This is a genomic window from Ruegeria sp. CDSC079, assembly GCF_059610505.1.
Genome location: NZ_JBXWNT010000002.1, coordinates 227,242 through 250,323 on the forward strand (window position 1 = coordinate 227,242; position 23,082 = coordinate 250,323).

Genomic DNA, 23,082 nt, shown 5'->3' on the forward strand with positions numbered 1-23,082 from the left:
TCGCTAAGATGAAACGTGAATACCTGAAAAAAGCGACCCTAACCGCTAAATCGGATGCTTCCGAAGTCCACGAGACGGTCAGGACAATTCTGGCCGATATCGAAACGGGCGGAGATGCAAAGGCTCTGGAATACGCAGCCAAGTTCGACCGTTACGATGGCAATGTCCTATTGACCGCCGAGGAAATCGAGGCTGCAGCCGCGCTCGTGCCGGAAAAGCTGAAAGCGGACATCCGGTTTGCACATGACAACGTCAAACGGTTTGCCGAGGCGCAAAAGGCCACGGTATCCGATGTCGAGGTTGAGATCGTACCGGGCATGGTTGCGGGGCAAAAGGCGATCCCGGTTGATGCGGCGGGCTGTTATGTGCCCGGTGGTCGCTATAGCCACATTGCGTCAGCCATCATGACGGTGACAACGGCCAAAGTTGCAGGCTGTGGTCACATCACCGCTTGCTCGCCCCCCCGTCCGGGTGTGGGTGTTGCCCCGGCCATCATCTATGCGGCGCACCTGTGTGGTGCGGACAAGATCATGGCGCTGGGTGGCGTTCAGGGCGTGGCCGCAATGACGTTCGGACTGTTTGGCCTGCCCAAGGCCAACATCCTTGTGGGGCCGGGCAATCAGTTTGTCGCAGAAGCCAAGCGTATTCTCTTTGGCCGCGTAGGGATCGACATGATCGCGGGTCCAACGGACAGTTTGATCCTGGCGGATGCGACCGCTGATCCACATATCGTGGCAACGGATTTGGTCAGCCAGGCCGAGCATGGCTATAACTCACCTGTTTGGCTGGTCACAGATGACCGGGTGTTGGCCGAAAAGGTGATGGAGCTTGTGCCTGCCCTGATCGATGATCTGCCCGAAGTGAACCGCGACAACGCCTTTGCCGCCTGGCGCGACTATGCCGAAGTGATCGTATGTCCAGACCGCGAGGAAATGGCCGCGTGCTCCGATGATTACGCGCCCGAACATCTGACGGTACAGGCCGAAGATCTGGATTGGTGGCTTGATCGGCTCACCTGTTACGGCTCGCTGTTCCTTGGGGAAGAGACAACCGTTTCCTATGGCGACAAGGCAACGGGCACCAACCATGTGCTGCCAACGTCAGGGGCCGCGAATTATACCGGCGGTTTGTCGGTCCATAAATACATGAAGATCGTCACTTGGCAGCGCGCCACACGCGAAGGTGCCAAGCAGGTGGCCGAAGCCACAGCGCGCATTTCCCGCCTTGAGGGGATGGAAGGGCACGCCCGTGCTGCGGATGTTCGTCTGGCCAAGTATTTCCCGGATGAAGCGTTCGACCTGACTGCAAATGGCTGATCCACGATCTCTGTTTGACCTGACTGGCCGTGTGGCCTGTGTAACCGGCGCCAGCTCCGGCCTCGGGCGGCGTGCGGTCATCGCACTGGCAAGCGCCGGGGCCCGCGTGGTGGGCGTAGCCCGTCGCGAAGACGCTCTGCAGCGCTTGCAAAACGAGGTCGGCAAAGATGTGGACTACGTTGCAGCGGATGTCGCCGACCGTGATGCACTCTCACACTTGGTAGAAGCGGTCAGCGCACCGTTCGGAGCGCCAGACATCATTGTGCACGCCGCTGGCATCAACATCCGTCAGACGGCGGATGACGTGACACCAGAAGGTTGGGATCAGACCGTGGCACTAAACATCTCGGCTCCGTTTTTCCTGAGCCAGGCGTTGGTGCCCGCGATGAAGGCCAAGGGGTGGGGGCGGATCGTAAATTTTGCATCGCTCCAAACCACGCGCGCTTTTCCCGGTGGCATCGCCTATGGGACGACCAAGGCGGGCATTGCCCAACTGACCCGCGCTATGGCCGAGGCCTGGTCGACCTATGGCATCACAGCCAATGCGATTGGGCCTGGGTTTTTTCCGACAGAGCTGACCGAGGCCGTCTTTGCCGATCCGAACCGAGCCACGCGCAATGCCGCCCAGACCTGCATCGGACGCAATGGCCGTTTGGATGACATGGACGGCCCCATGCTGTTTCTCTGCTCGGACGCGTCAGGTTACGTGACCGGACAAACCTTGATGGTCGACGGAGGGTTCACAGCAAAATGAAAGCGTTGGTCTATGAAGGCGTCGAAACGCTTGGTGTGCGCGAAGTCCCCAACCCGACAGTCGGTCAGGGCCAGTCGCTGGTTCGTATCGAAGCCTCGGGCATCTGCGGGTCGGACATGCACGCGTATCTCGGGCATGACGACAGGCGCCCTGCGCCCCTGATCCTTGGCCATGAGGCCGCAGGTGTGATTGAAGGCGGCGCCCGTGACGGCGAACGGGTCACGATCAACCCGCTGGTCAGTTGTGGCACCTGTCCCGCGTGTCAGACGGGCCGCGATAATCTGTGCCCGGACCGTATGATCATTTCCATGCCGCCGCGCGAAGGGGCTTTTGCCCAATATGTGGCAATGCAAGGCAGCAATCTTATCGCGGTGCCGGGTCATGTTTCGTTGCAAAAGGCTGCACTGGCCGAACCTCTGGCCGTCAGTTGGCATTCCATACGGTTGGGGCTGATGGCGCTTGATCCGGGTGCCAGCCGCACGGCGCTTGTGCTGGGTGGCGGGGCCATTGGCCTTGCTGCGGCCCTTGCCCTCAAGGCACAAGGAGTCGATGACGTAACCGTTGCTGAACCAAGCGACAAGCGACGCACATTCCTGGAAGATCAATGCCTAGTGAAATCTGTACCCGCAGGGGCAGGGCAGTACGGCATCGTGGTCGACGCCGTCGGATACGCGGCAACACGCGCGGCAGCTTCTGCCATGGCTGAACCGGGGGGTGTCATTGTCCACATCGGCCTGGGCGAAGACACGGGTGGCCTCGATATCCGGCGGATGACTTTGCAAGAGGTGACGTTCATCGGAACCTATACCTACACACCGGAGGACTTCCGGGATACCTGCACCGCGCTTTTCGATGGTGCGCTTGGCCCGCTAGACTGGGCAGAACATCGCAGCCTGAATGATGGACCGCAGGCATTTGCCGATCTACGATCGGGAGTGGTTGCAGCCCCCAAGATCATCCTCGACCCGTGGGCCTGACACTTATGATCACCAACCAAATGGAGACACTTCATGTACCATAAAATCCTCGTCCCCATGGCGCTGGACCATGGCGTGTCGACTCATACACTTAAGATAGCCAACGCGCTGCGTGCAAAAGATGCCCAGATCTTCGCCCTTCACGTTCATGAGGCGCCCCAAGGCTCTGTCAGTGCGTATCTGGACGAAGAAATGGTTGCCGCCGGGTTTGAAAAAGCGCGTGCTGATCTTGAGGGCAAGTTGTCTGGACATCCCGGTGTCACGCCTGTGATTGTAAAAGGGCATTCGGCCCGCACTATCATCGACTATTCCGAGGCTCATGGCATCGACTGCATCGTGCTTGGATCCCACAAACCTGGTCTGAGAGATTATTTCCTGGGCTCTACAGCTGCCCGCGTCGTGCGGCACGCAGGCTGTGCCGTCCATGTGCATCGCGCGTCCTCTTGATGACGCTCTCCTCTCCTTTCAAGAAAGGCCCTTCTGCAACATGAACATAGACAAGAAGATCACCGATGATCTTGTCGCGAATGACATCTCATTCGTGACGACGGTGCCCTGCAAACAGCTTGCGGGCGTTATCGAGGAAATTGACCAACACCCCGATATCTTCCATATTCCGTCGAACAAGGAAGACGAGGGCATGGGCCTGTGTGCCGGTGCGTGGATGGGTGGAAAACGCCCTGCGATCATCATGCAGAACACAGCCATTGGGGTGACGATCAACACTCTTGCGACGTTGATCCAGTATTACCGGATGCCGCTGCCGATGTTGATCAGCTACCGCGGAGAGCTGCGCGAGCCCGTGGCGTGCCAGGTGGAAATGGCTGTGCATACCAAGGCGCTGTTGGCACAGATGAATATCCCCACCTACCACTTCCATCACCAGAAGGATGTGGAAGAGCTAGATATGATCCTGAAGTATACCTTTATGTGCAACAAACCCGTGGCAATCCTGACCGATGCCAATTTCTGGGGAGGCTATGGCGACCAATGATCCGTTCTGAAATCCTCAAGGAAATTGCACCTCAACTCCGAGATCAGCTGGTGGTGTGTAACATCGGCATTCCCAGCCAAGAGCTGCATGCCATCGACGATCAACCAACGAATTTCTACATGCTGGGCACTATGGGCCTTGCCTCGTCCATCGGGCTGGGTCTGGCGCTGGTGCAGCCTAAAACCGTGATCTCAATCGATGGGGACGGGTCGGTGTTGACCAATCTGGGCACCTTGCCAACCATCGGGAACAATATGCCTCCGAATTTCATCCTGATGGTTATCGACAACGGATCATATGGATCAACCGGTGATCAGCCGACCTATACAGGGCGTAAAACCGATCTGGCGGGCATGGCGCGTGCGGCCGGATGTGATAATGTCGTTGAAGTACAGGATGTTGATACCGGCAAAGCATTGCAAGAGGCGATGGACGCACAGGTCGGCACGGTCATGATCGTGAAATGCGACAGCGGAAATGCCAAGATGCCAGTCATTACAATGGACCCGGTGATCATCAAGGATCGCTTTATGAAAGCGGTGGCTGGTTGATGAACCGCGCCGCGCGAATTCATTCCAGTGAGGATGCGCGGCGTTTGGCCAAGGCACGTCTGCCTTGGATGGTGTTTGACTATATCGATGGGGCCGCAGGGTCAGAAACGGGGGCTGCGCGTAACCGCGCTGCTCTGGATGACATTTGCCTTGAACCCCGGATACTGAAAGATGTCAGCCATCGGTCTTTGGACATGCCGCTGTTTGGCAAGATCGCCAAGCGGCCCTTTGGCATTGCGCCGATGGGCATGTGTAATTTGTCCAGACCCGGTGCCGATCTGATGCTGGCGCGGTTGGCCGCGCGCGAATCCGTGCCTTTGGGGGTCTCGACCGTGGCCTCAACCCCGCTGGAAAAAATGATTGAGGTTGCCGAAGGGCACGCGTGGTTCCAGCTTTATTTCAGCGGGGACGGAACGGGGTCATTCAAGCTGGCAAAGCGGGCGCAAGATGCCGGATACGAAACCCTGATCGTAACCGTCGACGTGCCCGAGGTTGGTCGCCGACCGCGTGAGTTGCGCCATGGTTTTACCATGCCGTTTCGTATCGGCCCACGCCAGTTTCTGGACTTTGCCCTGCACCCGCAATGGTCGCTCACTTCACTCGCCGCCGGTCGCCCTCAGATGGCAAATTTCGAGATGCCGGGCTTTGAGTTCGACCGCACCGAAAGCCGCGCGAGGGCGACTTGGACAACATTGAAGGCTCTGCGCGATTTGTGGAAAGGCAACCTGGTAGTAAAAGGCGTGACCAACGCCGAGGATGCGCTGCAGCTGAAATCCGAAGGTGTTGACGCCATTCAAGTGTCAAATCATGGCGCACGGCAACTTGAAAGCGCACCCGCTGCCGTTCACGCGCTGGGCCGGATACGAGACAGCGTTGGTGCGGATTTTCCGCTATTTTACGACAGTGGCTTACGATCTGGCGAAGACGTTCTGAAAGCCCTCGATCAGAGTGCAAATTACGTGTTTTTTGGCCGCGTATTGCAATTTGCAATCGCCGCGGCCGGCGAAGAAGGTTTGCATAGACTGTGGAATATCCTCAGCGAAGAGTTGTCCAGTGCACTTGCTCAGGTTGGTCGGACGAAGCTGACCTGAAGCAACTGAACAAATGTGAATGCCGTCGGTAACGCCTCTAACGCACACGATCCGGATGCCGATACGAATTATTTTGCCCCGGACGCTGTGTTCGACTACGCCAGCGGCCCGAGGTGTTTGCCCGCCGGTTCGAGAGTACTAAGACCCTGAATTGGGAAGCGTTGGGAAACCTAAGCAGCCCTTCATTTCAGACGCGCATGCGTGCGCTTTGCAGGAATCGAAAGCCGATCACGTTTCTTTCGCCGACCGCGATTTTAGCCAGTTTACGACTTGCATCACCGCGTGTTGGTTTGCGGCCGAACGCTCTATGAGGAGGTAAAAATCGCTACCACCGATGTCTCTTGCCGCACCAACCTCTACCAGGCGTCCTGCCTCAAGATCTCGGGAAACCATGAAACGGCTGACAAGGGCCACACCCTGCCGCGCGATCGCAGCGTCAACCGCAAGCGCTGTCTGGCTTAATCGAAGGCCGCGTTGCGATTTGTCACGAACCCCAAGGTCTGCAAGGTATCGCGGCCAAAGGTCATGCGTGTCATGAATTTTGGGCAGGCGTGCAAGGTCATCTGGTGTTAACGAATTGAATCCGTCGCTGATAAACTCGGGTGCGGCGACGGCAATCACCTCTTGCCTGAAAATAAGCGCCGCCCGAAGCGCGGCCCCAAACGGCGGCGATCCCTGCCGGACGGCAAGGTCGATCCCGTCGCTGTGAAAGCTGGAAACTTTTTCAGTGGCCATGATCCGCAAGTCGATTTCCGGATGGCTCTCTGCAAAGTCCGGCAGATTCGGGATCAACCATCTGGCAGCAAAAGTCGGGGTGACGCTTATTATAACTTTGTCCGGTTCCGGCTTTAGCTCGGCGGTTGCAGATCTAAGGCTCGCAAAGGCAACCGATATACGTGCGTGATAGCTACGGCCAACCGAGGTGAACTCCAATCCTTTGGGCACCCTTTCGAACAATGTGACTTCTAGGTGAGCTTCCAGCAGTCGCACCTGCTGCGCCACCGCCCCTTGTGTTACGCCCAACTCATCGGCAGCGGCGCGGAAACTGAGGCGGCGCCCAGCGACTTCGAATGCCCGTAAACCGTTGAGGGGAGGAAGATCAGTCATGAGACAATAGTATTTCTACTGTAATGAAACATCAAATCTCAATCGAACGACCCATCGAAACAGGATATTTTCGCAGAATACATAAGGGGAATCGTCAGATGGCAGTAGAAAAAGTAGCTTTGATTACCGCGGGCGGGAGTGGCATGGGGGCTGACGCGGCGCGCCGGCTTGCCAAAGATGGCTTCAAAGTCGGCATCCTCTCTTCTTCGGGTAAAGGCGAAGCACTCGGCGCCGAGCTGGGTGGTTTTGGCGTCACTGGTTCTAACCTCAGTGGTGACGATCTGACTGCTTTGGTCACGGGCGCGACGGAGCGTTGGGGCCGCGTCGATGTCTTGGTCAATTCCGCCGGTCATGGCCCGAAAGGGCCCGTATTAGAGATCGGTGACGATGACTGGCATCAAGGGATGGAGGTCTATCTGATGAATGTTATCCGCCCAACACGGCTGGTGACACCCTTGATGCAGCAACAGGGCAGGGGGGTGATTATCAACATCTCTACGTTCGCGGCGTTCGAGCCCGATCCGCTGTTTCCAACATCAGGCGTCTTCCGGGCAGGATTGGCCGCCTTTGCCAAACTCTATTCCGATAAATATGCCGCAGAGAATATTCGCATGAATAACATCCTGCCGGGTTTCATCGACAGCCTGCCCGAAACAGAAGACCGCAAAGCCCGGATTCCGATGGGGCGTTACGGTCATGCTGCGGAGGTCTCTTCGCTTGTCTCATGGCTGGCGTCTGAAGGCGGTGGTTATATGACGGGTCAAAACTTGCGCGTTGACGGAGGATTGACCCGCGCTGTCTGAGGCAACGTATCTGTTTGCACAACATCAAGCCTCAATGCATTTGTGCATTGCCTGAGGCAGTACAAAAGGAAGCGGGCCGGTCGGCACAATGCCGATCGGTAGGTTGATGCCGTAAACTTGCTGCATCAGGTCGTCGGTGAGGATATTTGAAGGTGTGCCAGAGCCCCAGACAGTGCCCTGTGACATCACGTAAATACAGTCTGCAAATAACGCGGTGAGGTTCAGATCGTGCATCACCACCACCACACCTCCACCTTGGGCGGCAAATTCGCTTGCGATACCAAGGACCGTAAATTGATGCGCGATATCCAGGCTGGCAACCGGTTCGTCCAGTAAAAGCCAGCTGGGATGATCGGCCCGTTGTGCCTGCCAGACCTGCGTCAAAACACGGGCTAACTGTACGCGCTGCTGCTCACCCCCGGACAGGGTCTGGTAAGACCTCTGCTCGAACCCTGCTAGGTCGACATGTGCCAGGGCGGTAGTGACCGAACCGTCATCTTGTGCGGCCAACCCGTTTGCCAGCCCCAGTCTGACAATCTCGTGCACTTTGAAAGGAAAGGCCACGCTGGTCGATTGTGGCAGCACGCCCCGTTTCGCGGCCAGTTGCCAGGGCTTTAACTCTGAGATGTCGTGGCCGTTCAGGGTGACGGTTCCGGTCGAGGCAATCTCTCCGGCCAATGCCTTTAGTAAGGTCGATTTGCCCGATCCGTTGGGCCCGATGATTGCGGTGACATGACCGGGATCGGCCTTGAAATTCACGTCGTGCAAGATGTCCTTTCGGCCCAGGCTGACGCAGATGTTCTTACCTTGCATGATTTACATTCCCATAATGCCGTGGCGGCGCAGGAGGATCCAAAGAAAGACCGGTGCGCCGAGAATTGCCGTGACGATCCCGATTGGCAGTTCCGCCGGGGCCACCACGACCCGGCTGATCATGTCGGCGCATAGCAGCAGACTGGCACCCAGCAGGGCGGAGTTCATCAAAAGCCTGTGGTGGTCCGGCCCCGTGGCCAGCCGTAGCAAATGGGGGACCACAATTCCGATGAACCCGATGCCGCCGGACACGGCAACAGCGGCCCCGGTGGCCCCGGCAACGGCCAGAATGGCAATGTTCTTGCTGCGCTGAACCGGGATGCCCATGTGATGGGCCACCGCCTCTCCCATCGCCAGACCGTTAAGCGCGCGAGCCAGAAATTGTGTGCTTGCAAGGGCAACCAAAATGATAGGCGCAGCCGAGGCGATTTTGGTCCAGGTTGCCCCAGCTAACGATCCCATTCCCCAGAACGTCAGGTCGCGTAATTGCTGATCATCGGCCATGTAGACCAGAACACCCGATGCAGCGCCGGATAAGGCACCTAATGCAATGCCGGCCAGTAGCATAGTTGCGACCGATGTCCGCCCTCCGCTGGTCGAGACACGGTATAGGATCAGAACAGACGCCCAGCCACCAAGAAAAGCAGCAATGGCCACTAACCCGTTTCCGGTCCAGACCAAAACCGACACTGGCACGTGGCTGCCAAGCATGATGGCTGAAATTGCGCCCAGACCTGCGCCCGCGCTGACGCCGACAATTCCGGGGTCCGCCAACGGGTTTCGGAAAAGCCCTTGCATGACCACCCCTGAAACAGCCAGTGCGGCACCGACCAGAATCCCCATGGCAAGCCGGGGCAAGCGTATGTCCCAAAGGACAATCCGATTCAGGTCAGACAGGGACCGCCCATTGATTAGGTCGATCACCGCCATGTTTAACGACGCATCCGAAGCACCGACTGAAATGCTTGCGGCGCTGGTTAGGCCAAGCAATACCAGTAAGGCCAAAGTAACCCGCCGTGCGGTTGCTCGCCGATTGTACCCAGGTGCCTCGGCGCTCATATGATCCAACGTCAGCGTCATGAGCCACCTTCATCCTGCAAAGCTGCTGACAGATCAGAAATGGCACTGGCGGTTCTAGGGCCAAACCCAAGAAGATATGCACCCTGCATGCGGATCAGCATCTTGTTCTGGCCCGCCGGGGTCAGCTTGACTGCGGGCAGTGAAAAGAGCGCGGCATCCTCGGTATTATTATCACCCCGCCGATCCATCATAAGGATGACATCAGGCGCAGCCGACACCAGCGCTTCGGGCGTCATTGGCTTGTAACCTGACACTTTGGCGGCGGCATTTACACCGCCAGCCAATCGAATGATGCTGTCTGCTTGGGTATCCACACCTCCCACTGTGATCCGGTTATCCTGCACCGACAGAACAAACAGAACCCGTTTCGGGTTGGATCCTGCGGCACTACTAGCCGCCAATTCCGCCTGATTGATCTGGCGTATGGTTTGCGCTGCCAATCCCTCGGCAGCAACGTCAGCTCCCAGCACGGCCCCAACGGTTTGGATTTTTTCGACCACGCCTTCCAGAGAGAACCCATCCTTGATCGTGACGTATTGCACGCCCGCTTCCTGCAGAACCGCAATCGCCTCTGGTGGTCCTGAACCTTCAAGCGCCAGGACCAAGTCTGGTTCTACCGACAAAACGCCTTCGGGCGACAGCGCGCGTCGGTATCCGATATCGGGCAGGTTCATCGCTTCTGTCGGGTAGGTTGATGTTCGGTCGCGACCAACAAGCCTGTCTTGCTGACCCAGAGCGTAGACGATTTCAGTGATGGAACTGCCGATCGCGATGATCCGCTTTGGTTCGTCGTCCGCAGCCTGCGCGACCTGTGTACTTAGCAGCATAGCCAAGGCAGGCCAGATCACTCGCATCCTGTTCATGTCAGCGCGGCCTCGGGTTGGGGTTCAAGTGCGGCAACTAACTCATTCCAGATTGGGCGATGGTCGGTATCGCCGGTGCGCTGACCAAATATCTGGAAGATCAGCCCACCTTCTGCATCGAACGCCTCGACCGAGACGGCGGGGCCGCGCTGAGTCGGTTTGGTGACAGCCCAGACCTCTGCAATATGGTCCGTCCTCAGATGCAGATTGAAACGCGGGTCAAGCACATTGAACCAGGGTCCCATCTGCTTGATCGTTCCGATAAGGCCACCGTGAATTTCGATACATCCACGATTGCCAACAAAGATCATCACTTCAATTTCCTTGTCGCACGCCTGTTCGAACATTGGTGATATTACCGACGGCGTCAGTTCCCTGACGAGCGGTTGGCCGGCGATGCGATAGGCCCCCAATCGGTTCATCTTGAGCTTTGAGGTCAAGCGCATGAACTGGTGGGTGTCCGTCATCTTGGCCCATTCCGCACGTAGGATTTCCGTCTTTTCGGGGTTGGCCTTGGGCGCTTCGGTCGGTCGGCGCGGTTCTAAATCAAGAGTTTGCGATTGGTCCTCAGACGCAAGGGCGCTGACAAGCTTATCCCAATGGTCCAGATCCGATCCTTCGCGCAGGAATATCTTGTGCACCGCATCGCCTGCGGCATCAAAGACCTGAAGCGAGCGTTTCACACCGCTGTCGGTTTTGCGTTCGATCGCAAAGGCATGGACCCAGTGGCTGGGAAACATGCGCAAATCAATCTCATCCGTCAGAACCATCGAGGCATGCGCGCCCGAATGGTAATTGTCGTATTGTCCGACCTTTTCGATCACGCAGGAGATATTGCGCGTCAACGCCATGACCTCTCCCAACCCGTTGAGCATTGGGAAAATGTCATCAAGGCTAGCCGACAGCCGCGTTACGTCCAGCCCAGCGAAGGCAGCGACCAACTGGCCTTCGGTAAGTCTAATCGATTCTGCCAGATCGCGGTCACGTTTGCCGCTGTTTTGCGCATAGGCTGCACGAATTTGAGCCGGGGTGTTAGGCACCTGTTCCGTCATGGGTTTTCCCATCTTCGAGTTGATTTTCAGAGGTGCTGGCCCGGCAGCCGAATTGTTCGGGTGCCCGCTGGCGAGAGTCGGCGATGCGACTGCGATTTATTGTTGACTGTTTTAGTAACCTTTATTAACGAGCACAAGTCGCCAAAAAAAGGCGGCTCCAAAAAACAATAAAACAGACTGACCAAAGCCAGCATGGCGCAAGCATTTCAGGTCCTCCTACTGTTTCGAAGGGACAGAGATGCGTGTGCAAATACGGAAGATAGCTTTGCTGGGAACGGCTTCGTGCCTCAGCATGATTGCGGCTGGCGCTATGGCGCAAGAACAAGACGATGGTTTCCTGGGCACCCTGATACTTGGGGAAAGCAAACGAGAGATTCAGACAGACACTGCCGTGCCGGTCACAAATATTGATCAGGAAGAGATCAACGACCGGCAGGCTAATACGGTTGCAGAGCTGATCGACTCGGTTCCGGGGGTAAGCCTGGTGAACGGCTCGACCCCTCAGGGATCGGGCATCAATATTCGCGGCTATGGTGCAAACGGCACGTTCGGAACCGACCAGAAGGTTCTGATCCTGGTCGATGGCGCCACAACGGGCGCGGAAGAGCTGTATCGGATCGGCAACCAGCTTTTTACTGACCCCCAGCTTTACAAAAGCGTCTCGGTCATTCGGGGCACTGTCGGGTCATTCGAATATGGGTCCGGGGTTGTTGGCGGTGTCGTTCAGCTGGAAACCAAGGACGCGTCAGATTTCACCGGTGGCGAGCCGGGTTTCCGGTTCCGTCAAACCTTTGAGGGGTATTCGAACGGCAACGGTTTTGCCTCGTCCTCGATCCTGGCGTGGCAGCCGAATACGCAAACGGAATTCCTGTTCAACTATACCTATCGGGATCAGGACGATCAGGAAGACGGCAATGGTGACGAGATCGGGAACAGCGCCTTCACGCTGCCGTCGCTTCTGGCTAAGGGCAAATACAGCTTCGGCAACGATCTCGAACATTCGTTCACCGCATCCTACAACCAGTCCACATCTGAAGAGCGCGACGTCCCTTATGACTCGTTTGGCACCACGTCGGATGCCTTTGGTAATGTAGACCGTGATATCGAAACAAAGATCGGTATCCTGCGGTATCAATATCAACCCACTGGAAATGATCTGGTCGATCTGGATGTGAACCTCAGCTATTCTGAGCAGGCGATCGAAAGCAGCTATGTTCCCGGGTCTTCCAGCCTTGAAAGCACGCCATTCTTCCCCGGCATTCAGGCCCTGGCAGATGCCACACATAACTATGAAACGACAAAGCTGACGATCAAGAACACGTCGTATTTCCAGACCGGCATCGCCTCGCATGACCTGCGGGCCGGGATCGAGTTTATCAACCGCGAACGGTTGGACGCGGCCTCGGCCCCGGGTGGAACCGACCGTCGATTTGCCCTGTTTGCTGTGGACGATGTGCAGATCGGTGACAATCTGACGATTACCCCCGCGGTGCGATATGAGACGCAGGACATCGACGGTGATGATGACGCCGCGGCCCCGTTCAACGAAAGCTATGACAACAACGCGCTTATGGGCGGGTTGTCGGCGCGGTACGCGTTCAACAGCGGTTTCGCGATCTTTGGTGGTGCGGCCTACACGGAAAGCCTGCCGATCATCGATGATCTGGGCACGCCGCTTTACATGACGCAACCCGAGAGATCCCGCACGTGGGAAGCTGGTTTTTCCTATGATCGCGGTGACGTGTTTGCCGAGGGCGACGTGATCCGCGCCAAGGTCAATTTCTATCGAACGACCCTGTGGGACATCACCTCCTACGTCTCTGGCACCCCGTCTCAACCCCTGTCCGAAGTGGAAACGAAAGGTGCCGAAATCGAAGCCTCTTACGCCAATGCGGGTGGGTTCTACGTCGATTTCAACTCGAACATCGTGACGGGTACGGAAACCAGCGCCACCGGCGATGACTCGCGTTGGCGGAATGAGCCGTCGGATTCCGCGCGCCTGACATTGGGCAAGCGGTTCGGTCAGACGTTGGACGTCAGCTGGGAAATCTTCGGTGCCCGGGCCGGAACGGACTCGAGCGGGGACGCGACCGCGGGATACGGAGTAAACTCTCTGCGTGCGACCTACATGCCGCAAGAGGGTATGTTTGAAGGCTTTGAGCTGCGCGCCGGTATCGAGAACATCCTTGATAAGGACTACCGCCCGAACCTGTCGACCCGCAATTCGACGGGCCGGACCTTCAAGCTCGGCCTGGCCAAAACCTTCTGATCCCAAGGAAAGGACCCGTTATGCGAAGTGCGGCAGCAAACAAAGCCAGCGCTGTCCTGTCGACCCTGCTCTCAGTCTTGGGGGCAGGGATCGCCAGCGCAGAAGACGTGCCCAAGACTGGCGGCGTATCAATCGAACTCAGCTCTGCCGAAGCAAGGGGGCAAAACTGTCTGCTCAGCTTTGTCGCCGAAAATATGCATGAGGTCGACATCAACGGTGCGGTCTATGAAACCGTCCTGTTTGGCAAAAACGGTGCGGTCGCGTTAATTACCCTGCTGGATTTCGAAGAACTGCCCGCAGGCCGCCCACGGGTCAGGCAGTTTCAATTCACCGACATGGCCTGTGACCAGATCAGCCGGATTCTGTTCAACGGCGTGCAGGAATGCATGACCCAGAGCGGTAACAAAGATGCCTGCATGAAGGGCCTCAGTCTAAAAAGCCGCCTTGAAACTGAGATGATTGGATAAAGCTATGTCCGAAATGCTGCAAAAACTGATGGAAATCCTGCAATTAGGGGGCCCGGTGGTGGCGATCCTGATTGCAGCCTCAATCGCGACCCTCGCCTTGGTCTTTTACAAAATCTGGCAATACAAAGCGGCGGGAGTCGGCCGACACGTCGAATTGTCAAGGGCGATCGACGCATGGGACCGAGAAGACCCCACGGCCGCCAGAATATACCTGAACAAAAGCCGTAGTTACCTGGCGCCGGTGATCGCAATGGCATTGTCCGGGAATGATCGCACCTTGTCCGAACGGGTCGATGCCGAGGCTGAGACGCGATTTGCAAAACTGGAACAGGGTCTCAACGTGCTGGACATCGTCTCGCAACTTGCGCCCCTGCTTGGATTGTTCGGCACAGTGCTGGGCATGATCGAAGCCTTCCAGACCCTGCAGGGGGCAGGCAACGCTGTTGACCCATCGTTGCTGGCTGGGGGCATCTGGGTGGCGCTGATGACAACAGCAGCGGGGCTGGCTGTAGCCATGCCGACGTCACTGATCCTGACCTGGTTTGAGGCCCGCGTGAACCGGGAACGCGTCTTTGCCAACCGTGCGCTCAGAACAATATTTGCCCCCGGCCATGCCGAGGAGACCGAGCAAACGGCAGGGGCGTCAATTACGGCGCTGGTACATGGCGCTTAATGTGCAAAGAAAGCGGCGCAAACGCCTGTCAATGACGTCGCTTATAGATGTCATCTTTTTGCTGCTGTTGTTTTTCATGCTGACATCCACATTCTCAAAATTTTCCGAGATTCAGTTTTCGACGGCCTCCGTCGGCGGCGCGGAGCCAGAACAAGCCATCCGGTTTATTAAACTGGATGCAGACCGAATTCTGGTCGATGGTGCGCCTGTACCATTGGCGCAGGTGGCTCCAATGCTGCTCGACGCCAAATCCCAAATCGCGCTCATCAGCCTGGGTCCGAGGGCAACCTCTCAGCAGCTGATTGATCTGCTCATCGGGCTGGCACCTGTCGAAAACCTGCGCACTCAGGTTTTGGGCTGATGCAGTTGAAATCGAAGCCCAGACAAAGCCGAGATCCAACCATCGCGCTGATCAATGTCGTGTTCCTGATGCTCATATTCTTCATGATCGCAGGCACCCTTACGCCGCCGCTCAACGGATCGGTTCAGCTTGTCGAAACGATGGATCTGGAGGGACGCGAGCCGCCTGATGCTTTGGTTATTCGCGCCGATGGCACACTTGAATATCGCGGGGCAGAGCTGACCAATGCTGCGGCCTATGTCGAGAGGGCGGCTGTTGATCTGCCCCTTGATGCGGTTCGGATCGTGCCGGATCGATCCTTGCCTGCGGTTGCGCTCAAACAGATCAGCGATGACTTGCGCGGGTTGGGTGCAAGTCAGGTTTATGTCGTGACCGAAAGGGGATTACGGTGATAACCAAATCCCGCCCGGTGGTTGTGATTTCTGTCGCATTGGCCGTAGCGACACATAGCCTTGCGCTTTTGGATTATTCGACCGCCGAACAGGTGCAGGTCGAAGGTGGCGGAGAGGAGAGGGCCGCCGCGCTGGGATCTGTATTCAAGGACTTCGTCGCCGGAACAAATGCACCAGCACCGGCCAGCACGCGCAAGAAACCGGCAGCACCTCATCGGTTGCAACCCAAGGCCCGCCCTGTCAAGCAGCAGCGCACAACGTCGCCGCAAACTCTCAGCCCGGTTGTGAGCAGCGCTACGGCCGCGACCGCTGTTGCGCCAAGCCCTCTCAGGCCTCAGGACGCTGAAACACCGAACAGACAGGGTGATGCTGCTTCGGTGTCGCCGACCGAGGATGCCAAGCCGCCGGAACCGAAGAAACAGGCAAGCAATCAAACTGCCACCGCGCATGGCAACGCGAAACAATCGGGGAAAAAAGGTGACGCCACCGGGAAAACCACGAAAGGCGCGGCAAATGTTGCTACATCCACGTCAGCGCTGACCGTATCCGGCAATGCTGACGCCAGCAACTATGCCGGACAGATTAAACGCAAGATTATCCGCGCCCGGAGAAAGAGCGCCAATATTCGAGGTGCCGCGTTGGTGGCCTTTCGAATAGCTGAGAACGGGACATTGCAGGCGGTTGGAATAGTACGCAGTTCGGGATCAAAGCGGTTGGATCAGATCGCCCTTGCCCAGGTGAAAGCGGCTGCACCCTTCCCGCCACCTCCGGCAGGGGTGAGACGAGATTATACTTTCGAAATCATCGGGCAGCGATAGGTGTCATATCCGATCGAGCCAAAGGGCCCCTTCGTAAAGATGGGGACACGGCTGCGCTTTGCGCCATCAACTATGAACACCGGTGATCATGGCGACAATTTCGTTCTTGTCGGTCTCGGCAGTTGTCCTGACGCCTATCTGTTCACCCCGGCGTAAAACGCAGATGCGGTCGGCAAGACGAAAAACCTGATCCAGGGAATGGCTGATGATCAAGATTGCCAGATTGCGATCCTTAAGTGACGCGACGAGGTCCTCAACCTTCGCAGTCTCTGCAACGCCAAGTGCTGCAGTGGGTTCATCCAGAAGGATCAATTTGCTGGCCCAATGGGTTGCTCGCGCGATAGCAATGCCCTGTCTTTGGCCTCCGCTCAAATCACGTATGGCTGCGCGCTCAGAGGGGATGCGCACGTCAAGCTGATCAACAAGGCTTTGGGTTTCGGCACGCATGCGTGCTTTATCCAGCAGTCCAAAGGGTTTGCGCGTCAGTTCGCGGCCCAGAAACATGTTCATATAAACCGGCTGTTCGTCAGCCAATGCGAGGTCCTGATAGACCACCTCAATACCATGTGATCGAGCCGCGCTAGCATCCGAAAAACCGACTTCTTCGCCGTCGAGCGCGATCTCGCCGCTGGTTGGTCGATGCACGCCAGAGATGATCTTGACGAGCGTGGATTTACCCGCGCCATTATCACCGACCAGAGCCACGATTTCACCGGGGTAGAGGTCCAGTGAAAAATTCTGGATTGCGACCACTCCGCCAAAAGATTTGTGGATTTGCTTGAGGGAAAGAACCGGAGTCATTGCGCAAATGCTCCCGGCCAGCTGACGTGGTCGCCAAAGCCGTTTTCGATTGAGGTAAGCTCTGGCATTCCGCTGTCTACGCCTTTTATCCCGGCAACCAAAGCGCGGGTTACAAAGGCCTGCCCACGGAAACCGAAGACAACCGTGTCGCCTGGTGCGGGGTTTTGATCGCTGTCGCTGTCGATCATGGCGTAGTAATCTATTGCGGAATAATCAGGAATTTCGACATTTCGCAGGGCTGACCGGCTGATTGTCGGGCTGCTGCTTACCAGCGCTCGAACCTGGTATTTCGGGAAAACCGGATCGATATAGAGCCCGCCGCCAAAGCAATAGGCTTTCCCGCCGTGATGGTGCGAGACCTCGGAAAGGTAAAGTACGGCGGGATCCTCAGGAAGGTCTTCTACCGCATGGAGAGGCGTCGTGCCATGTAGGCCATTGCCCGGTTCTACCTGCGTGGCCCCGGCTTCGGCTAATGCTGGAAGAACAGCTGAAGATGTCGTTCCGGGGGCATTGATTTCGATCTCCGTACGTCCTGCACGCGCCAGAGCTTCTGCAGCCATGTTGAGCGTGTGGAGGTTTGGGGTCGGCACAACCTTGCGGGCATCCTGGTCGAAAAGCAGGGCGGGAAAGGTCGTAATGCCTGCAAAGCGCCCGCCCTGCAGCGCATCCAAACGGTCGGCCACCGCCAGGATATCATTCGCGTCAAATCCCCCCTCGTGGCCACGATAAAACGTATCCCCTTCGGTCTGGATGCGCGCCATTAGTGCCTGTTCTCTCTCGGCCCGAGCAGAGGCGTCTGCCGCCTCTTTTGCCTTGTTGTCCGAGAATACCGTCCAATAGTCCGGGCGTAGTTTGGCTGCGGCGAAGAGAGCTTCTTGGCGGGGCACCTGTACAAGGTGACCCAAATGACCTGTCCTTAAGCCAGCGCGGTCACATGCCAAGGCGCAGGCCATATCCACGGCGACGGACCGGCTGATGCCACCGCGCATGACCGCCTGACAAAAGCCGGAATGGCGGCCCACCTGTTTGGTCATGGCAAAAGTTGTAAGGCCATGCCCACGGGCCACATCAGAGAAAAGGCGCGCGTTGCGTTCGACGGCATCCAGGTCAAGCACATAGGCGTTTGCGGGGATCTTCCCTTGTTGATGCAAGGCCATGGCGGCCTCGATGAACTTGGGGTTGCGGCGTATGAGAAGATCAAGAAACATTGGGTTGCTCCGGTGTCTATCGGCGGATTTCGCGGAGTGAAATTGCTACGGCGATCAGTATGATCAGCCCGCGTACGATCATCTGGTCCGAGACCTGAAGCCCCATCAGGATCAGCCCGTTATTCAGCATTCCCATCATGAGCGAGCCCAAAAGCGCACCTATTATGGATCCCTTGCCGCCATTAAGCGCAGTGCCACCTACGATGACAGCGGCAATGACCGTCATCAGATCGCTTTCGCCCATTGTATATTTGGCGGCTTGAATACGCCCGGCATAGAGCAAACCAGCCAGCCCAGCGGTTGCACCGCACAAGGTTAGAACCATCAGCCGGATACGGGGAACCCTGATGCCAGAGACTTGGGCTGCGCGGGCATTGTCCCCAACGGCCAGAACGTGTGCGCCAAAACGTGTGTGTCGGTAGATGACATGGCCAATCAGCACTGCAATCACGGTCCAGATAACAAGTGAAGGCACACCAAACAGCTTGCCCGAGCCGAAGACCCCGGTGAAAGTCCCGTTAACGACAGGAATGGATCGCAGATCGGTCATCGAACGCGCAATTCCGGCAAATAACCCCATGGTGGCCAAGGTCACCAGAAATGATGGCAACCGCAGATAGGCCACCAAAGCACCATTGAACGCGCCGATCAGAATGCCTGCGCCAAGCCCCGCTGCGACACCCAGGATCATTGGGCCGTTCTGCATCGCAACAGCTGCCGAGAGGGCTGCAACTGCAACGACAGAGCCAAAACTCAGGTCGATCTCTCCGGCTGACAGGGCAAAGACCAATCCGATGGCCATGATCGTGGCTGGGGCTGTCTGAAGGACGATATTTGTCAGATTCCGACTGGTCAGAAACCCGTCATCGTAGAGAGTGATCCCAAAAAACAGAAAGATCGCAAGAAAGCCGAAATAAATGACACAGCGCTGTAGATCCAAGTCGCGCATACGTTGAAAAGCCTGTTCCATGGATGCCTCTGGGAATATCCGGTTGCGGCAGGTCGCCAGAGGCGACCTGCCCATCAGGTCTCTACTTCGATGTCAGACTGGCTGGTGCATCAATATTCAGCGAGTTTTGCCATCCATCGGCAACGTTGTCCGCTGTCACTGTCAATGCAGGGGCTACAACAAAGGATGGTACGTCCTCGCCCAGCAGGTCGAGCACGGCACTGGCGGCCATTGCACGCCCCAGTTCATAGGCTTCATCGGCAACAATCGCCGCGACATTCCCACCCTGAACCATATCAAGGGCAATCGGCTCTGACAGATCCAATGTCACGATCTTGGTCGAGGTGTTTCCGTTCGTCCGCAACGCTGCAAGAATACCCTCTGCCGGACCAGCCCAGGTTACGTAGATTCCACCCAGGTCTGGGTTTTTCAGCAGCATAGCATTGGCAATCTCTTCGGCGCGCGCAGGATCAGAAATGCCTTGTTCTGCAACGATTGTGATGTTCGGATAGTCGTTCTCAATCGTGGTCTTGAAAGCGTTGTCGCGCTGATTGGTCACATAATAATCTGCGTCGTGATAAATCCATCCAACTGTTCCTTCATTGCCCATGGCAGCCGCAAGCGCATCCGCCGCTTGTTTGCCCATCTGAAACAGGTCATCCGTCACGATTGCCGCATAGTCGTCCGGGTGCTTGTAGCCGGCCGGCAGGTTCGAGAGGAAACTTAGGGCAACTCCGGCCTCTTTTGCCTCTGCAAATGCTGCGGCAGAGGTCACCGGGTCCAGAGGAAGCGACAGAATGATATTGGGCGATTTGGCCATGACCGTCTCGATATCGCTACGTTGTTTTGCAGCATCAAATCCTGCGCTTGTCACGGCAACGACCTCGATCCCCAGACGCGCAAATTCATCGCTGGCACCTGCTGTTACCGCATTCACAAAGTCGGATTGGTCATGCCACAGCAAAGCAGCTGAATATCCAGCATCTTTCACCTTTTCGACATCATCATCAGCGACAACAACCATTGATGAAGGGGTGGCACTTTCCCCCGCTGGACCGATGGTTTCGGCGTATAAGCTGCCCGCCAGCGCGAACATCGCGGTAGCGGCAAATGTGCTTCTAACAAGTGACATGTTTGTCCTCCTCAGTTTGGATGCATTGCGAGCGTGTCCGACGCACCGAACTGCGCTATGAAAAGCGCAAAAGCCCGGACGGCGGCGAGGTATTCTTCGACCTCAATTCGTTCTTCAAAAGTATGCGCCACGGCGATATCACCCGGTGCGCAGTAAACGGTTGGACAGCCGATCTGTTCTGTTAAAAATGGCATCTCAGACCAGTAGGGCGCGCCGCCGATTTCTACTTTTCGGGACAAAGTTTGCTGTACACAGTTTTGCAACAGGCGAACCGCCTCAGTATCGGGGTCGTTTTCAACTGGTGAGCCGCCCTTGGGATGATCACGACCGGCTGGGTAGTCGATGCACACCTCTATACCTGTAGGTAGGCGATCCAGGCCAAGCGCTGTTTCCAATGCTGCCACTGCATCATCAAGCATTTCGCCAGGTCTAAGTTTCCGGATCAGTGAGAGCCTGCATTCTCCGGGCACTGCGATAAACCCGCCGCCATTGATATGCGTCACCAGAACAGAAGAGGCACCGACAAGGTCATGACGCGGGCCCGCGTTCAGTTCTTTTTCATGATCCCAGATTTTCGACAGAAGCGTATGCGTTGCTTTCAATGCATCGACCCCCAATTCGGGTCGGCCGAAATACGCTGTTTTTCCAGTTATCGTGATCTCGGCGATAAAGAACCCGATCTGGGCGGAATAAATGTCCAAACTCGTTGGCTCGACATAGATCGCGAAATCAGGACGGGGGATTTCGTCGGACTTGATACGTCCAACCAGATCTTTCGCCCCGGCGCTAACGCCGCTGTCAGGTTCACCGCTTTCTTCATCACCGATGAAGGCAAAGGTCAGACTGGCTGAAGGCATAACGCCAAGTTTTTGCAGCAGGCGATACCCGGCAATCGCAGCGCAAATCCCACCCTTGAGGTCGCTTGCCCCACGTGACCAGATGTGCCCGTCCTTTTCGGTCGCGCCGAATGGATTTTTGCGTGCATCGTCTTCCCAATATTCCTCCCAGCCCCGGACATGCACAGTATCCGTATGGCCCAAAATCATGAGGTTGGGACCCTCCACAGAAGCAATTCCCCAGACATTTTCGCGTTCACCCGCGAAACAGCCCCGTCCGGTATTCAGGCCCAGGGCCATAAGTTGCTGGTCCAGAAAACGCGCAAAACGTGTTTCATTGCCCGTCACGCTTTCGATGGACAGGGCATTGCGCAACAGAGTTAGGTCTGCATCAGCATCCTGTTCTTGACGCAAGCGTTCTGAAAGAGCCTTAGCGGTCATGACATACTTGCCTTGAAGGTATCGAGCGCTGGAGGTGGTACGTTGATCTCGGCACCTTTCTGACCCTCGGCGAAAAGAGAGATATGTAAATGCGACAGGGCTATAGACACACCTCCGGCAAGGGCAGCATGCGGACCCAGCTTTGAGGGCTGGATCTCTATTTCACGGGGGTAGCACTGGGCGGCAAAGCGTCTGATCCGGTGCATCAACTCGTCACGCGCGCCGATAGAGCCCCCCATCACGATAAGGGACGGATCAAGGACCGCTACAATCGACGCCGAAGCCCGCGCGATCTGATAAGCGACATTGTCCAGCGTTTGCTCGGCTGCTTTGTCGCCGTTATTGGCAGCCTCAAAGATCGCAGGAACTGAGCAAGTTTTGCCCGTAAGCATCCTGTATTCGCCAATGATTGCATCGGTGGCGGTTACGCGTTCCAGCGCGCCTATAGTATGGCTTTCCTTTGCAATCGGATCGGCACCAAAGGGAAGAAAACCTATTTCGCCAGCTGCACCAGATGCGCCACGCAGCAAAACACCTCCGACGACGATTCCGGCACCAATTCCGGTTCCGACGGAAACGAAGACCAGATCATCCTGGTCGCTTCGATGATCCATCCAATGCTCACCCAGAGCGGCAAGGTTGACGTCATTTTCGACAAGGATTTCTATCCCAAGCCGTTCGTTCAAAGTGCCAGCAAGATCAATCTGATCCAGCCCGGTTATGTTAGGCGCCATCAGAACCGCGCCGCTCTTGCTGTCCGGCACGCCTGGGACACCGACGACAGCTATTTTCAATTCGCCTGACGGGCATTGGGGATCGTCTGCGGTTGCGCGAACCATACGGGCAACCTGATCGACTACTTGTCTGCCGCCGCTTTGTTCTGTCGGCTCTACGCGTTCGGCCAGAACGCGACCGGTCAGATCGCATAGTGCGACCCTGATCTTTGTTCCACCCAGATCGACGCTGGCGACCGTTGCCGCATCCGGAGCGATTTCATATACCACAGCGCGGCGTCCGACATGCCCCTCGGTCTGACCGACTGTCCGCACCCAGCCATCGCTTTCTAGGTTTCCGACAATTTCCGAGATTGTCTGTTTCGAAAGACCGGTCAGCTTCGACACGCTGGCGCGCGAAATGGGCCCATAGGTCGCAATCGCCTGAACGACCGCACTTTGAGACATTCGTCGAGAGATTTTCGTCTGCGTTGCCACGTCGATTCCATTTATTCGTTCTGTTACCGAACTAAATATGGAGTGCGATTTGAGTCAACCCCGTTTTTCTGCGCTAAAGCATGAAATACGAAAAATGAGCCTGCTGCGTCCGGGTCGAATTTT

At 56.7% G+C, this 23,082-nt stretch carries 25 protein-coding genes; 14 read left to right on the plus strand and 11 right to left on the minus strand.

All coding sequences use genetic code 11. The features are described 5' to 3' along the window. The first annotated feature begins 8 nt into the window (after nucleotides 1-8). Genes hisD through AC2FIC_RS04440 form a run of 7 tightly spaced genes read left to right on the plus strand, consistent with a single transcriptional unit; the run spans nucleotide 9 to nucleotide 5,683 of the window. Complete coding sequence (gene hisD / locus AC2FIC_RS04410; RefSeq protein ID WP_271949931.1) at nucleotides 9-1,316, plus strand: histidinol dehydrogenase; 1,308 nt, start codon at nucleotides 9-11, stop codon at nucleotides 1,314-1,316. Beyond that, nucleotides 1,309-2,070, plus strand: a complete 762-nt coding sequence (locus AC2FIC_RS04415) for an SDR family NAD(P)-dependent oxidoreductase (protein ID WP_496692060.1) — start codon at nucleotides 1,309-1,311, stop codon at nucleotides 2,068-2,070. The genes hisD and AC2FIC_RS04415 overlap by 8 nt, the downstream gene beginning before the upstream one ends. Continuing rightward, nucleotides 2,067-3,047: a zinc-dependent alcohol dehydrogenase gene (locus AC2FIC_RS04420; RefSeq protein ID WP_496692061.1), complete on the plus strand. Its 981-nt coding sequence runs from the start codon at nucleotides 2,067-2,069 to the stop codon at nucleotides 3,045-3,047. Before AC2FIC_RS04415 ends, AC2FIC_RS04420 begins: the two co-directional genes overlap by 4 nt. 33 nt (nucleotides 3,048-3,080) lie before the next feature. After that, a complete protein-coding gene (locus AC2FIC_RS04425) occupies nucleotides 3,081-3,494 on the plus strand; it encodes a universal stress protein (protein ID WP_496692062.1) in 414 nt (137 codons plus the stop codon). Between the two features lie 40 nt (nucleotides 3,495-3,534). Continuing rightward, complete coding sequence (gene comD, locus AC2FIC_RS04430) at nucleotides 3,535-4,041, plus strand: sulfopyruvate decarboxylase subunit alpha (RefSeq protein WP_142637714.1); 507 nt, start codon at nucleotides 3,535-3,537, stop codon at nucleotides 4,039-4,041. Continuing rightward, nucleotides 4,038-4,592 (plus strand): sulfopyruvate decarboxylase subunit beta, encoded by a 555-nt coding sequence (comE, locus tag AC2FIC_RS04435; protein WP_496692063.1) that lies wholly within the window; start codon nucleotides 4,038-4,040, stop codon nucleotides 4,590-4,592. The genes comD and comE overlap by 4 nt, the downstream gene beginning before the upstream one ends. Then, a complete protein-coding gene (locus AC2FIC_RS04440; protein WP_496692064.1) occupies nucleotides 4,592-5,683 on the plus strand; it encodes an alpha-hydroxy acid oxidase in 1,092 nt (363 codons plus the stop codon). Before comE ends, AC2FIC_RS04440 begins: the two co-directional genes overlap by 1 nt. A 228-nt stretch (nucleotides 5,684-5,911) precedes the next feature. On the opposite strand, the gene AC2FIC_RS04445 is transcribed toward AC2FIC_RS04440, so the two are convergent. Then, nucleotides 5,912-6,790, minus strand: coding sequence for a LysR substrate-binding domain-containing protein (locus AC2FIC_RS04445; RefSeq protein ID WP_496692065.1), 879 nt, complete (start codon nucleotides 6,788-6,790; stop codon nucleotides 5,912-5,914). Nucleotides 6,791-6,888: 98 nt separating this feature from the next. On the opposite strand from AC2FIC_RS04445, the gene AC2FIC_RS04450 reads away from it, so the two are divergent. Then, nucleotides 6,889-7,593: an SDR family oxidoreductase gene (locus tag AC2FIC_RS04450; protein WP_142637939.1), complete on the plus strand. Its 705-nt coding sequence runs from the start codon at nucleotides 6,889-6,891 to the stop codon at nucleotides 7,591-7,593. 24 nt (nucleotides 7,594-7,617) lie between these two features. On the opposite strand, the gene AC2FIC_RS04455 is transcribed toward AC2FIC_RS04450, so the two are convergent. Genes AC2FIC_RS04455 through AC2FIC_RS04470 form a run of 4 tightly spaced genes read right to left on the minus strand, consistent with a single transcriptional unit; the run spans nucleotide 7,618 to nucleotide 11,401 of the window. After that, nucleotides 7,618-8,406, minus strand: a complete 789-nt coding sequence (locus AC2FIC_RS04455) for a heme ABC transporter ATP-binding protein (protein ID WP_496692066.1) — start codon at nucleotides 8,404-8,406, stop codon at nucleotides 7,618-7,620. 3 nt (nucleotides 8,407-8,409) lie between these two features. Next, nucleotides 8,410-9,486 carry a FecCD family ABC transporter permease gene (locus AC2FIC_RS04460; RefSeq protein WP_496692067.1) on the minus strand — a complete coding sequence of 359 codons (1,077 nt, stop codon included), beginning with the start codon at nucleotides 9,484-9,486 and terminating at the stop codon, nucleotides 8,410-8,412. After that, nucleotides 9,483-10,313 (minus strand): heme/hemin ABC transporter substrate-binding protein, encoded by an 831-nt coding sequence (locus AC2FIC_RS04465; RefSeq protein WP_496701284.1) that lies wholly within the window; start codon nucleotides 10,311-10,313, stop codon nucleotides 9,483-9,485. Before AC2FIC_RS04465 ends, AC2FIC_RS04460 begins: the two co-directional genes overlap by 4 nt. Before the next feature lie 32 nt (nucleotides 10,314-10,345). Next, nucleotides 10,346-11,401, minus strand: a complete 1,056-nt coding sequence (locus tag AC2FIC_RS04470; protein WP_496692069.1) for a hemin-degrading factor — start codon at nucleotides 11,399-11,401, stop codon at nucleotides 10,346-10,348. 238 nt (nucleotides 11,402-11,639) lie between these two features. On the opposite strand from AC2FIC_RS04470, the gene AC2FIC_RS04475 reads away from it, so the two are divergent. The 6 genes from AC2FIC_RS04475 to AC2FIC_RS04500 are packed head-to-tail and all read left to right on the plus strand — an operon-like array spanning nucleotide 11,640 to nucleotide 16,381. Then, complete coding sequence (locus AC2FIC_RS04475; RefSeq protein WP_496692070.1) at nucleotides 11,640-13,670, plus strand: TonB-dependent receptor domain-containing protein; 2,031 nt, start codon at nucleotides 11,640-11,642, stop codon at nucleotides 13,668-13,670. Nucleotides 13,671-13,690: 20 nt separating this feature from the next. Continuing rightward, the gene (locus AC2FIC_RS04480; protein WP_496870032.1) at nucleotides 13,691-14,137 is read left to right on the plus strand and encodes a hypothetical protein; all 447 of its coding nucleotides are present in this window, start codon (nucleotides 13,691-13,693) and stop codon (nucleotides 14,135-14,137) included. A gap of 4 nt (nucleotides 14,138-14,141) precedes the next feature. Then, a complete protein-coding gene (locus AC2FIC_RS04485; RefSeq protein WP_496692969.1) occupies nucleotides 14,142-14,810 on the plus strand; it encodes a MotA/TolQ/ExbB proton channel family protein in 669 nt (222 codons plus the stop codon). Next, on the plus strand, nucleotides 14,800-15,171 hold the full coding sequence (locus AC2FIC_RS04490; protein WP_496692970.1) for a biopolymer transporter ExbD: 372 nt from the start codon (nucleotides 14,800-14,802) through the stop codon (nucleotides 15,169-15,171). The genes AC2FIC_RS04485 and AC2FIC_RS04490 overlap by 11 nt, the downstream gene beginning before the upstream one ends. Continuing rightward, nucleotides 15,171-15,563 carry an ExbD/TolR family protein gene (locus tag AC2FIC_RS04495; RefSeq protein WP_496692971.1) on the plus strand — a complete coding sequence of 131 codons (393 nt, stop codon included), beginning with the start codon at nucleotides 15,171-15,173 and terminating at the stop codon, nucleotides 15,561-15,563. Before AC2FIC_RS04490 ends, AC2FIC_RS04495 begins: the two co-directional genes overlap by 1 nt. Further along, on the plus strand, nucleotides 15,560-16,381 hold the full coding sequence (locus tag AC2FIC_RS04500; RefSeq protein WP_496692972.1) for an energy transducer TonB: 822 nt from the start codon (nucleotides 15,560-15,562) through the stop codon (nucleotides 16,379-16,381). Before AC2FIC_RS04495 ends, AC2FIC_RS04500 begins: the two co-directional genes overlap by 4 nt. A gap of 66 nt (nucleotides 16,382-16,447) precedes the next feature. Here the strand turns inward: AC2FIC_RS04500 and AC2FIC_RS04505 are convergent, their stop codons facing one another. From AC2FIC_RS04505 to AC2FIC_RS04530, 6 genes are all read right to left on the minus strand, one after another. Next, on the minus strand, nucleotides 16,448-17,182 hold the full coding sequence (locus tag AC2FIC_RS04505; protein ID WP_496692973.1) for an ATP-binding cassette domain-containing protein: 735 nt from the start codon (nucleotides 17,180-17,182) through the stop codon (nucleotides 16,448-16,450). Next, the gene (locus AC2FIC_RS04510; RefSeq protein WP_142637745.1) at nucleotides 17,179-18,390 is read right to left on the minus strand and encodes an alanine racemase; all 1,212 of its coding nucleotides are present in this window, start codon (nucleotides 18,388-18,390) and stop codon (nucleotides 17,179-17,181) included. The genes AC2FIC_RS04505 and AC2FIC_RS04510 overlap by 4 nt, the downstream gene beginning before the upstream one ends. Before the next feature lie 16 nt (nucleotides 18,391-18,406). Further along, nucleotides 18,407-19,360 carry an ABC transporter permease gene (locus tag AC2FIC_RS04515; protein ID WP_282022025.1) on the minus strand — a complete coding sequence of 318 codons (954 nt, stop codon included), beginning with the start codon at nucleotides 19,358-19,360 and terminating at the stop codon, nucleotides 18,407-18,409. A gap of 61 nt (nucleotides 19,361-19,421) precedes the next feature. Next, a complete protein-coding gene (locus tag AC2FIC_RS04520; RefSeq protein WP_496692975.1) occupies nucleotides 19,422-20,471 on the minus strand; it encodes a substrate-binding domain-containing protein in 1,050 nt (349 codons plus the stop codon). Between the two features lie 11 nt (nucleotides 20,472-20,482). Next, nucleotides 20,483-21,748, minus strand: coding sequence for a M20 family metallopeptidase (locus tag AC2FIC_RS04525; protein ID WP_496692976.1), 1,266 nt, complete (start codon nucleotides 21,746-21,748; stop codon nucleotides 20,483-20,485). Next, entirely contained in the window at nucleotides 21,745-22,929 is a 1,185-nt protein-coding gene (locus AC2FIC_RS04530; protein ID WP_496692977.1) for an ROK family transcriptional regulator, read from the minus strand. The genes AC2FIC_RS04525 and AC2FIC_RS04530 overlap by 4 nt, the downstream gene beginning before the upstream one ends. Nucleotides 22,930-23,082 lie beyond the last annotated feature (153 nt).

Excerpts from the sequence above, each read along its gene's own strand:
- AC2FIC_RS04495 (WP_496692971.1), top strand. The coding sequence starts at position 15,171 with ATGCAGTTGAAATCGAAGCCCAGACAAAGCCGAGATCCAACCATCGCG.
- AC2FIC_RS04440 (WP_496692064.1), top strand. The coding sequence starts at position 4,592 with ATGAACCGCGCCGCGCGAATTCATTCCAGTGAGGATGCGCGGCGTTTG.
- AC2FIC_RS04525 (WP_496692976.1), bottom strand. The coding sequence starts at position 21,748 with ATGACCGCTAAGGCTCTTTCAGAACGCTTGCGTCAAGAACAGGATGCT.
- AC2FIC_RS04490 (WP_496692970.1), top strand. The coding sequence starts at position 14,800 with ATGGCGCTTAATGTGCAAAGAAAGCGGCGCAAACGCCTGTCAATGACG.
- AC2FIC_RS04515 (WP_282022025.1), bottom strand. The coding sequence starts at position 19,360 with ATGGAACAGGCTTTTCAACGTATGCGCGACTTGGATCTACAGCGCTGT.
- comE (WP_496692063.1), top strand. The coding sequence starts at position 4,038 with ATGATCCGTTCTGAAATCCTCAAGGAAATTGCACCTCAACTCCGAGAT.
- AC2FIC_RS04510 (WP_142637745.1), bottom strand. The coding sequence starts at position 18,390 with ATGTTTCTTGATCTTCTCATACGCCGCAACCCCAAGTTCATCGAGGCC.
- AC2FIC_RS04425 (WP_496692062.1), top strand. The coding sequence starts at position 3,081 with ATGTACCATAAAATCCTCGTCCCCATGGCGCTGGACCATGGCGTGTCG.
- AC2FIC_RS04475 (WP_496692070.1), top strand. The coding sequence starts at position 11,640 with ATGCGTGTGCAAATACGGAAGATAGCTTTGCTGGGAACGGCTTCGTGC.
- AC2FIC_RS04450 (WP_142637939.1), top strand. The coding sequence starts at position 6,889 with ATGGCAGTAGAAAAAGTAGCTTTGATTACCGCGGGCGGGAGTGGCATG.
- AC2FIC_RS04460 (WP_496692067.1), bottom strand. The coding sequence starts at position 9,486 with ATGACGCTGACGTTGGATCATATGAGCGCCGAGGCACCTGGGTACAAT.
- AC2FIC_RS04420 (WP_496692061.1), top strand. The coding sequence starts at position 2,067 with ATGAAAGCGTTGGTCTATGAAGGCGTCGAAACGCTTGGTGTGCGCGAA.
- AC2FIC_RS04415 (WP_496692060.1), top strand. The coding sequence starts at position 1,309 with ATGGCTGATCCACGATCTCTGTTTGACCTGACTGGCCGTGTGGCCTGT.
- AC2FIC_RS04470 (WP_496692069.1), bottom strand. The coding sequence starts at position 11,401 with ATGACGGAACAGGTGCCTAACACCCCGGCTCAAATTCGTGCAGCCTAT.
- AC2FIC_RS04520 (WP_496692975.1), bottom strand. The coding sequence starts at position 20,471 with ATGTCACTTGTTAGAAGCACATTTGCCGCTACCGCGATGTTCGCGCTG.
- AC2FIC_RS04455 (WP_496692066.1), bottom strand. The coding sequence starts at position 8,406 with ATGCAAGGTAAGAACATCTGCGTCAGCCTGGGCCGAAAGGACATCTTG.
- AC2FIC_RS04530 (WP_496692977.1), bottom strand. The coding sequence starts at position 22,929 with ATGTCTCAAAGTGCGGTCGTTCAGGCGATTGCGACCTATGGGCCCATT.
- AC2FIC_RS04445 (WP_496692065.1), bottom strand. The coding sequence starts at position 6,790 with ATGACTGATCTTCCTCCCCTCAACGGTTTACGGGCATTCGAAGTCGCT.
- AC2FIC_RS04480 (WP_496870032.1), top strand. The coding sequence starts at position 13,691 with ATGCGAAGTGCGGCAGCAAACAAAGCCAGCGCTGTCCTGTCGACCCTG.
- AC2FIC_RS04505 (WP_496692973.1), bottom strand. The coding sequence starts at position 17,182 with ATGACTCCGGTTCTTTCCCTCAAGCAAATCCACAAATCTTTTGGCGGA.
- hisD (WP_271949931.1), top strand. The coding sequence starts at position 9 with ATGAAACGTGAATACCTGAAAAAAGCGACCCTAACCGCTAAATCGGAT.
- AC2FIC_RS04465 (WP_496701284.1), bottom strand. The coding sequence starts at position 10,313 with ATGCTGCTAAGTACACAGGTCGCGCAGGCTGCGGACGACGAACCAAAG.
- comD (WP_142637714.1), top strand. The coding sequence starts at position 3,535 with ATGAACATAGACAAGAAGATCACCGATGATCTTGTCGCGAATGACATC.
- AC2FIC_RS04485 (WP_496692969.1), top strand. The coding sequence starts at position 14,142 with ATGTCCGAAATGCTGCAAAAACTGATGGAAATCCTGCAATTAGGGGGC.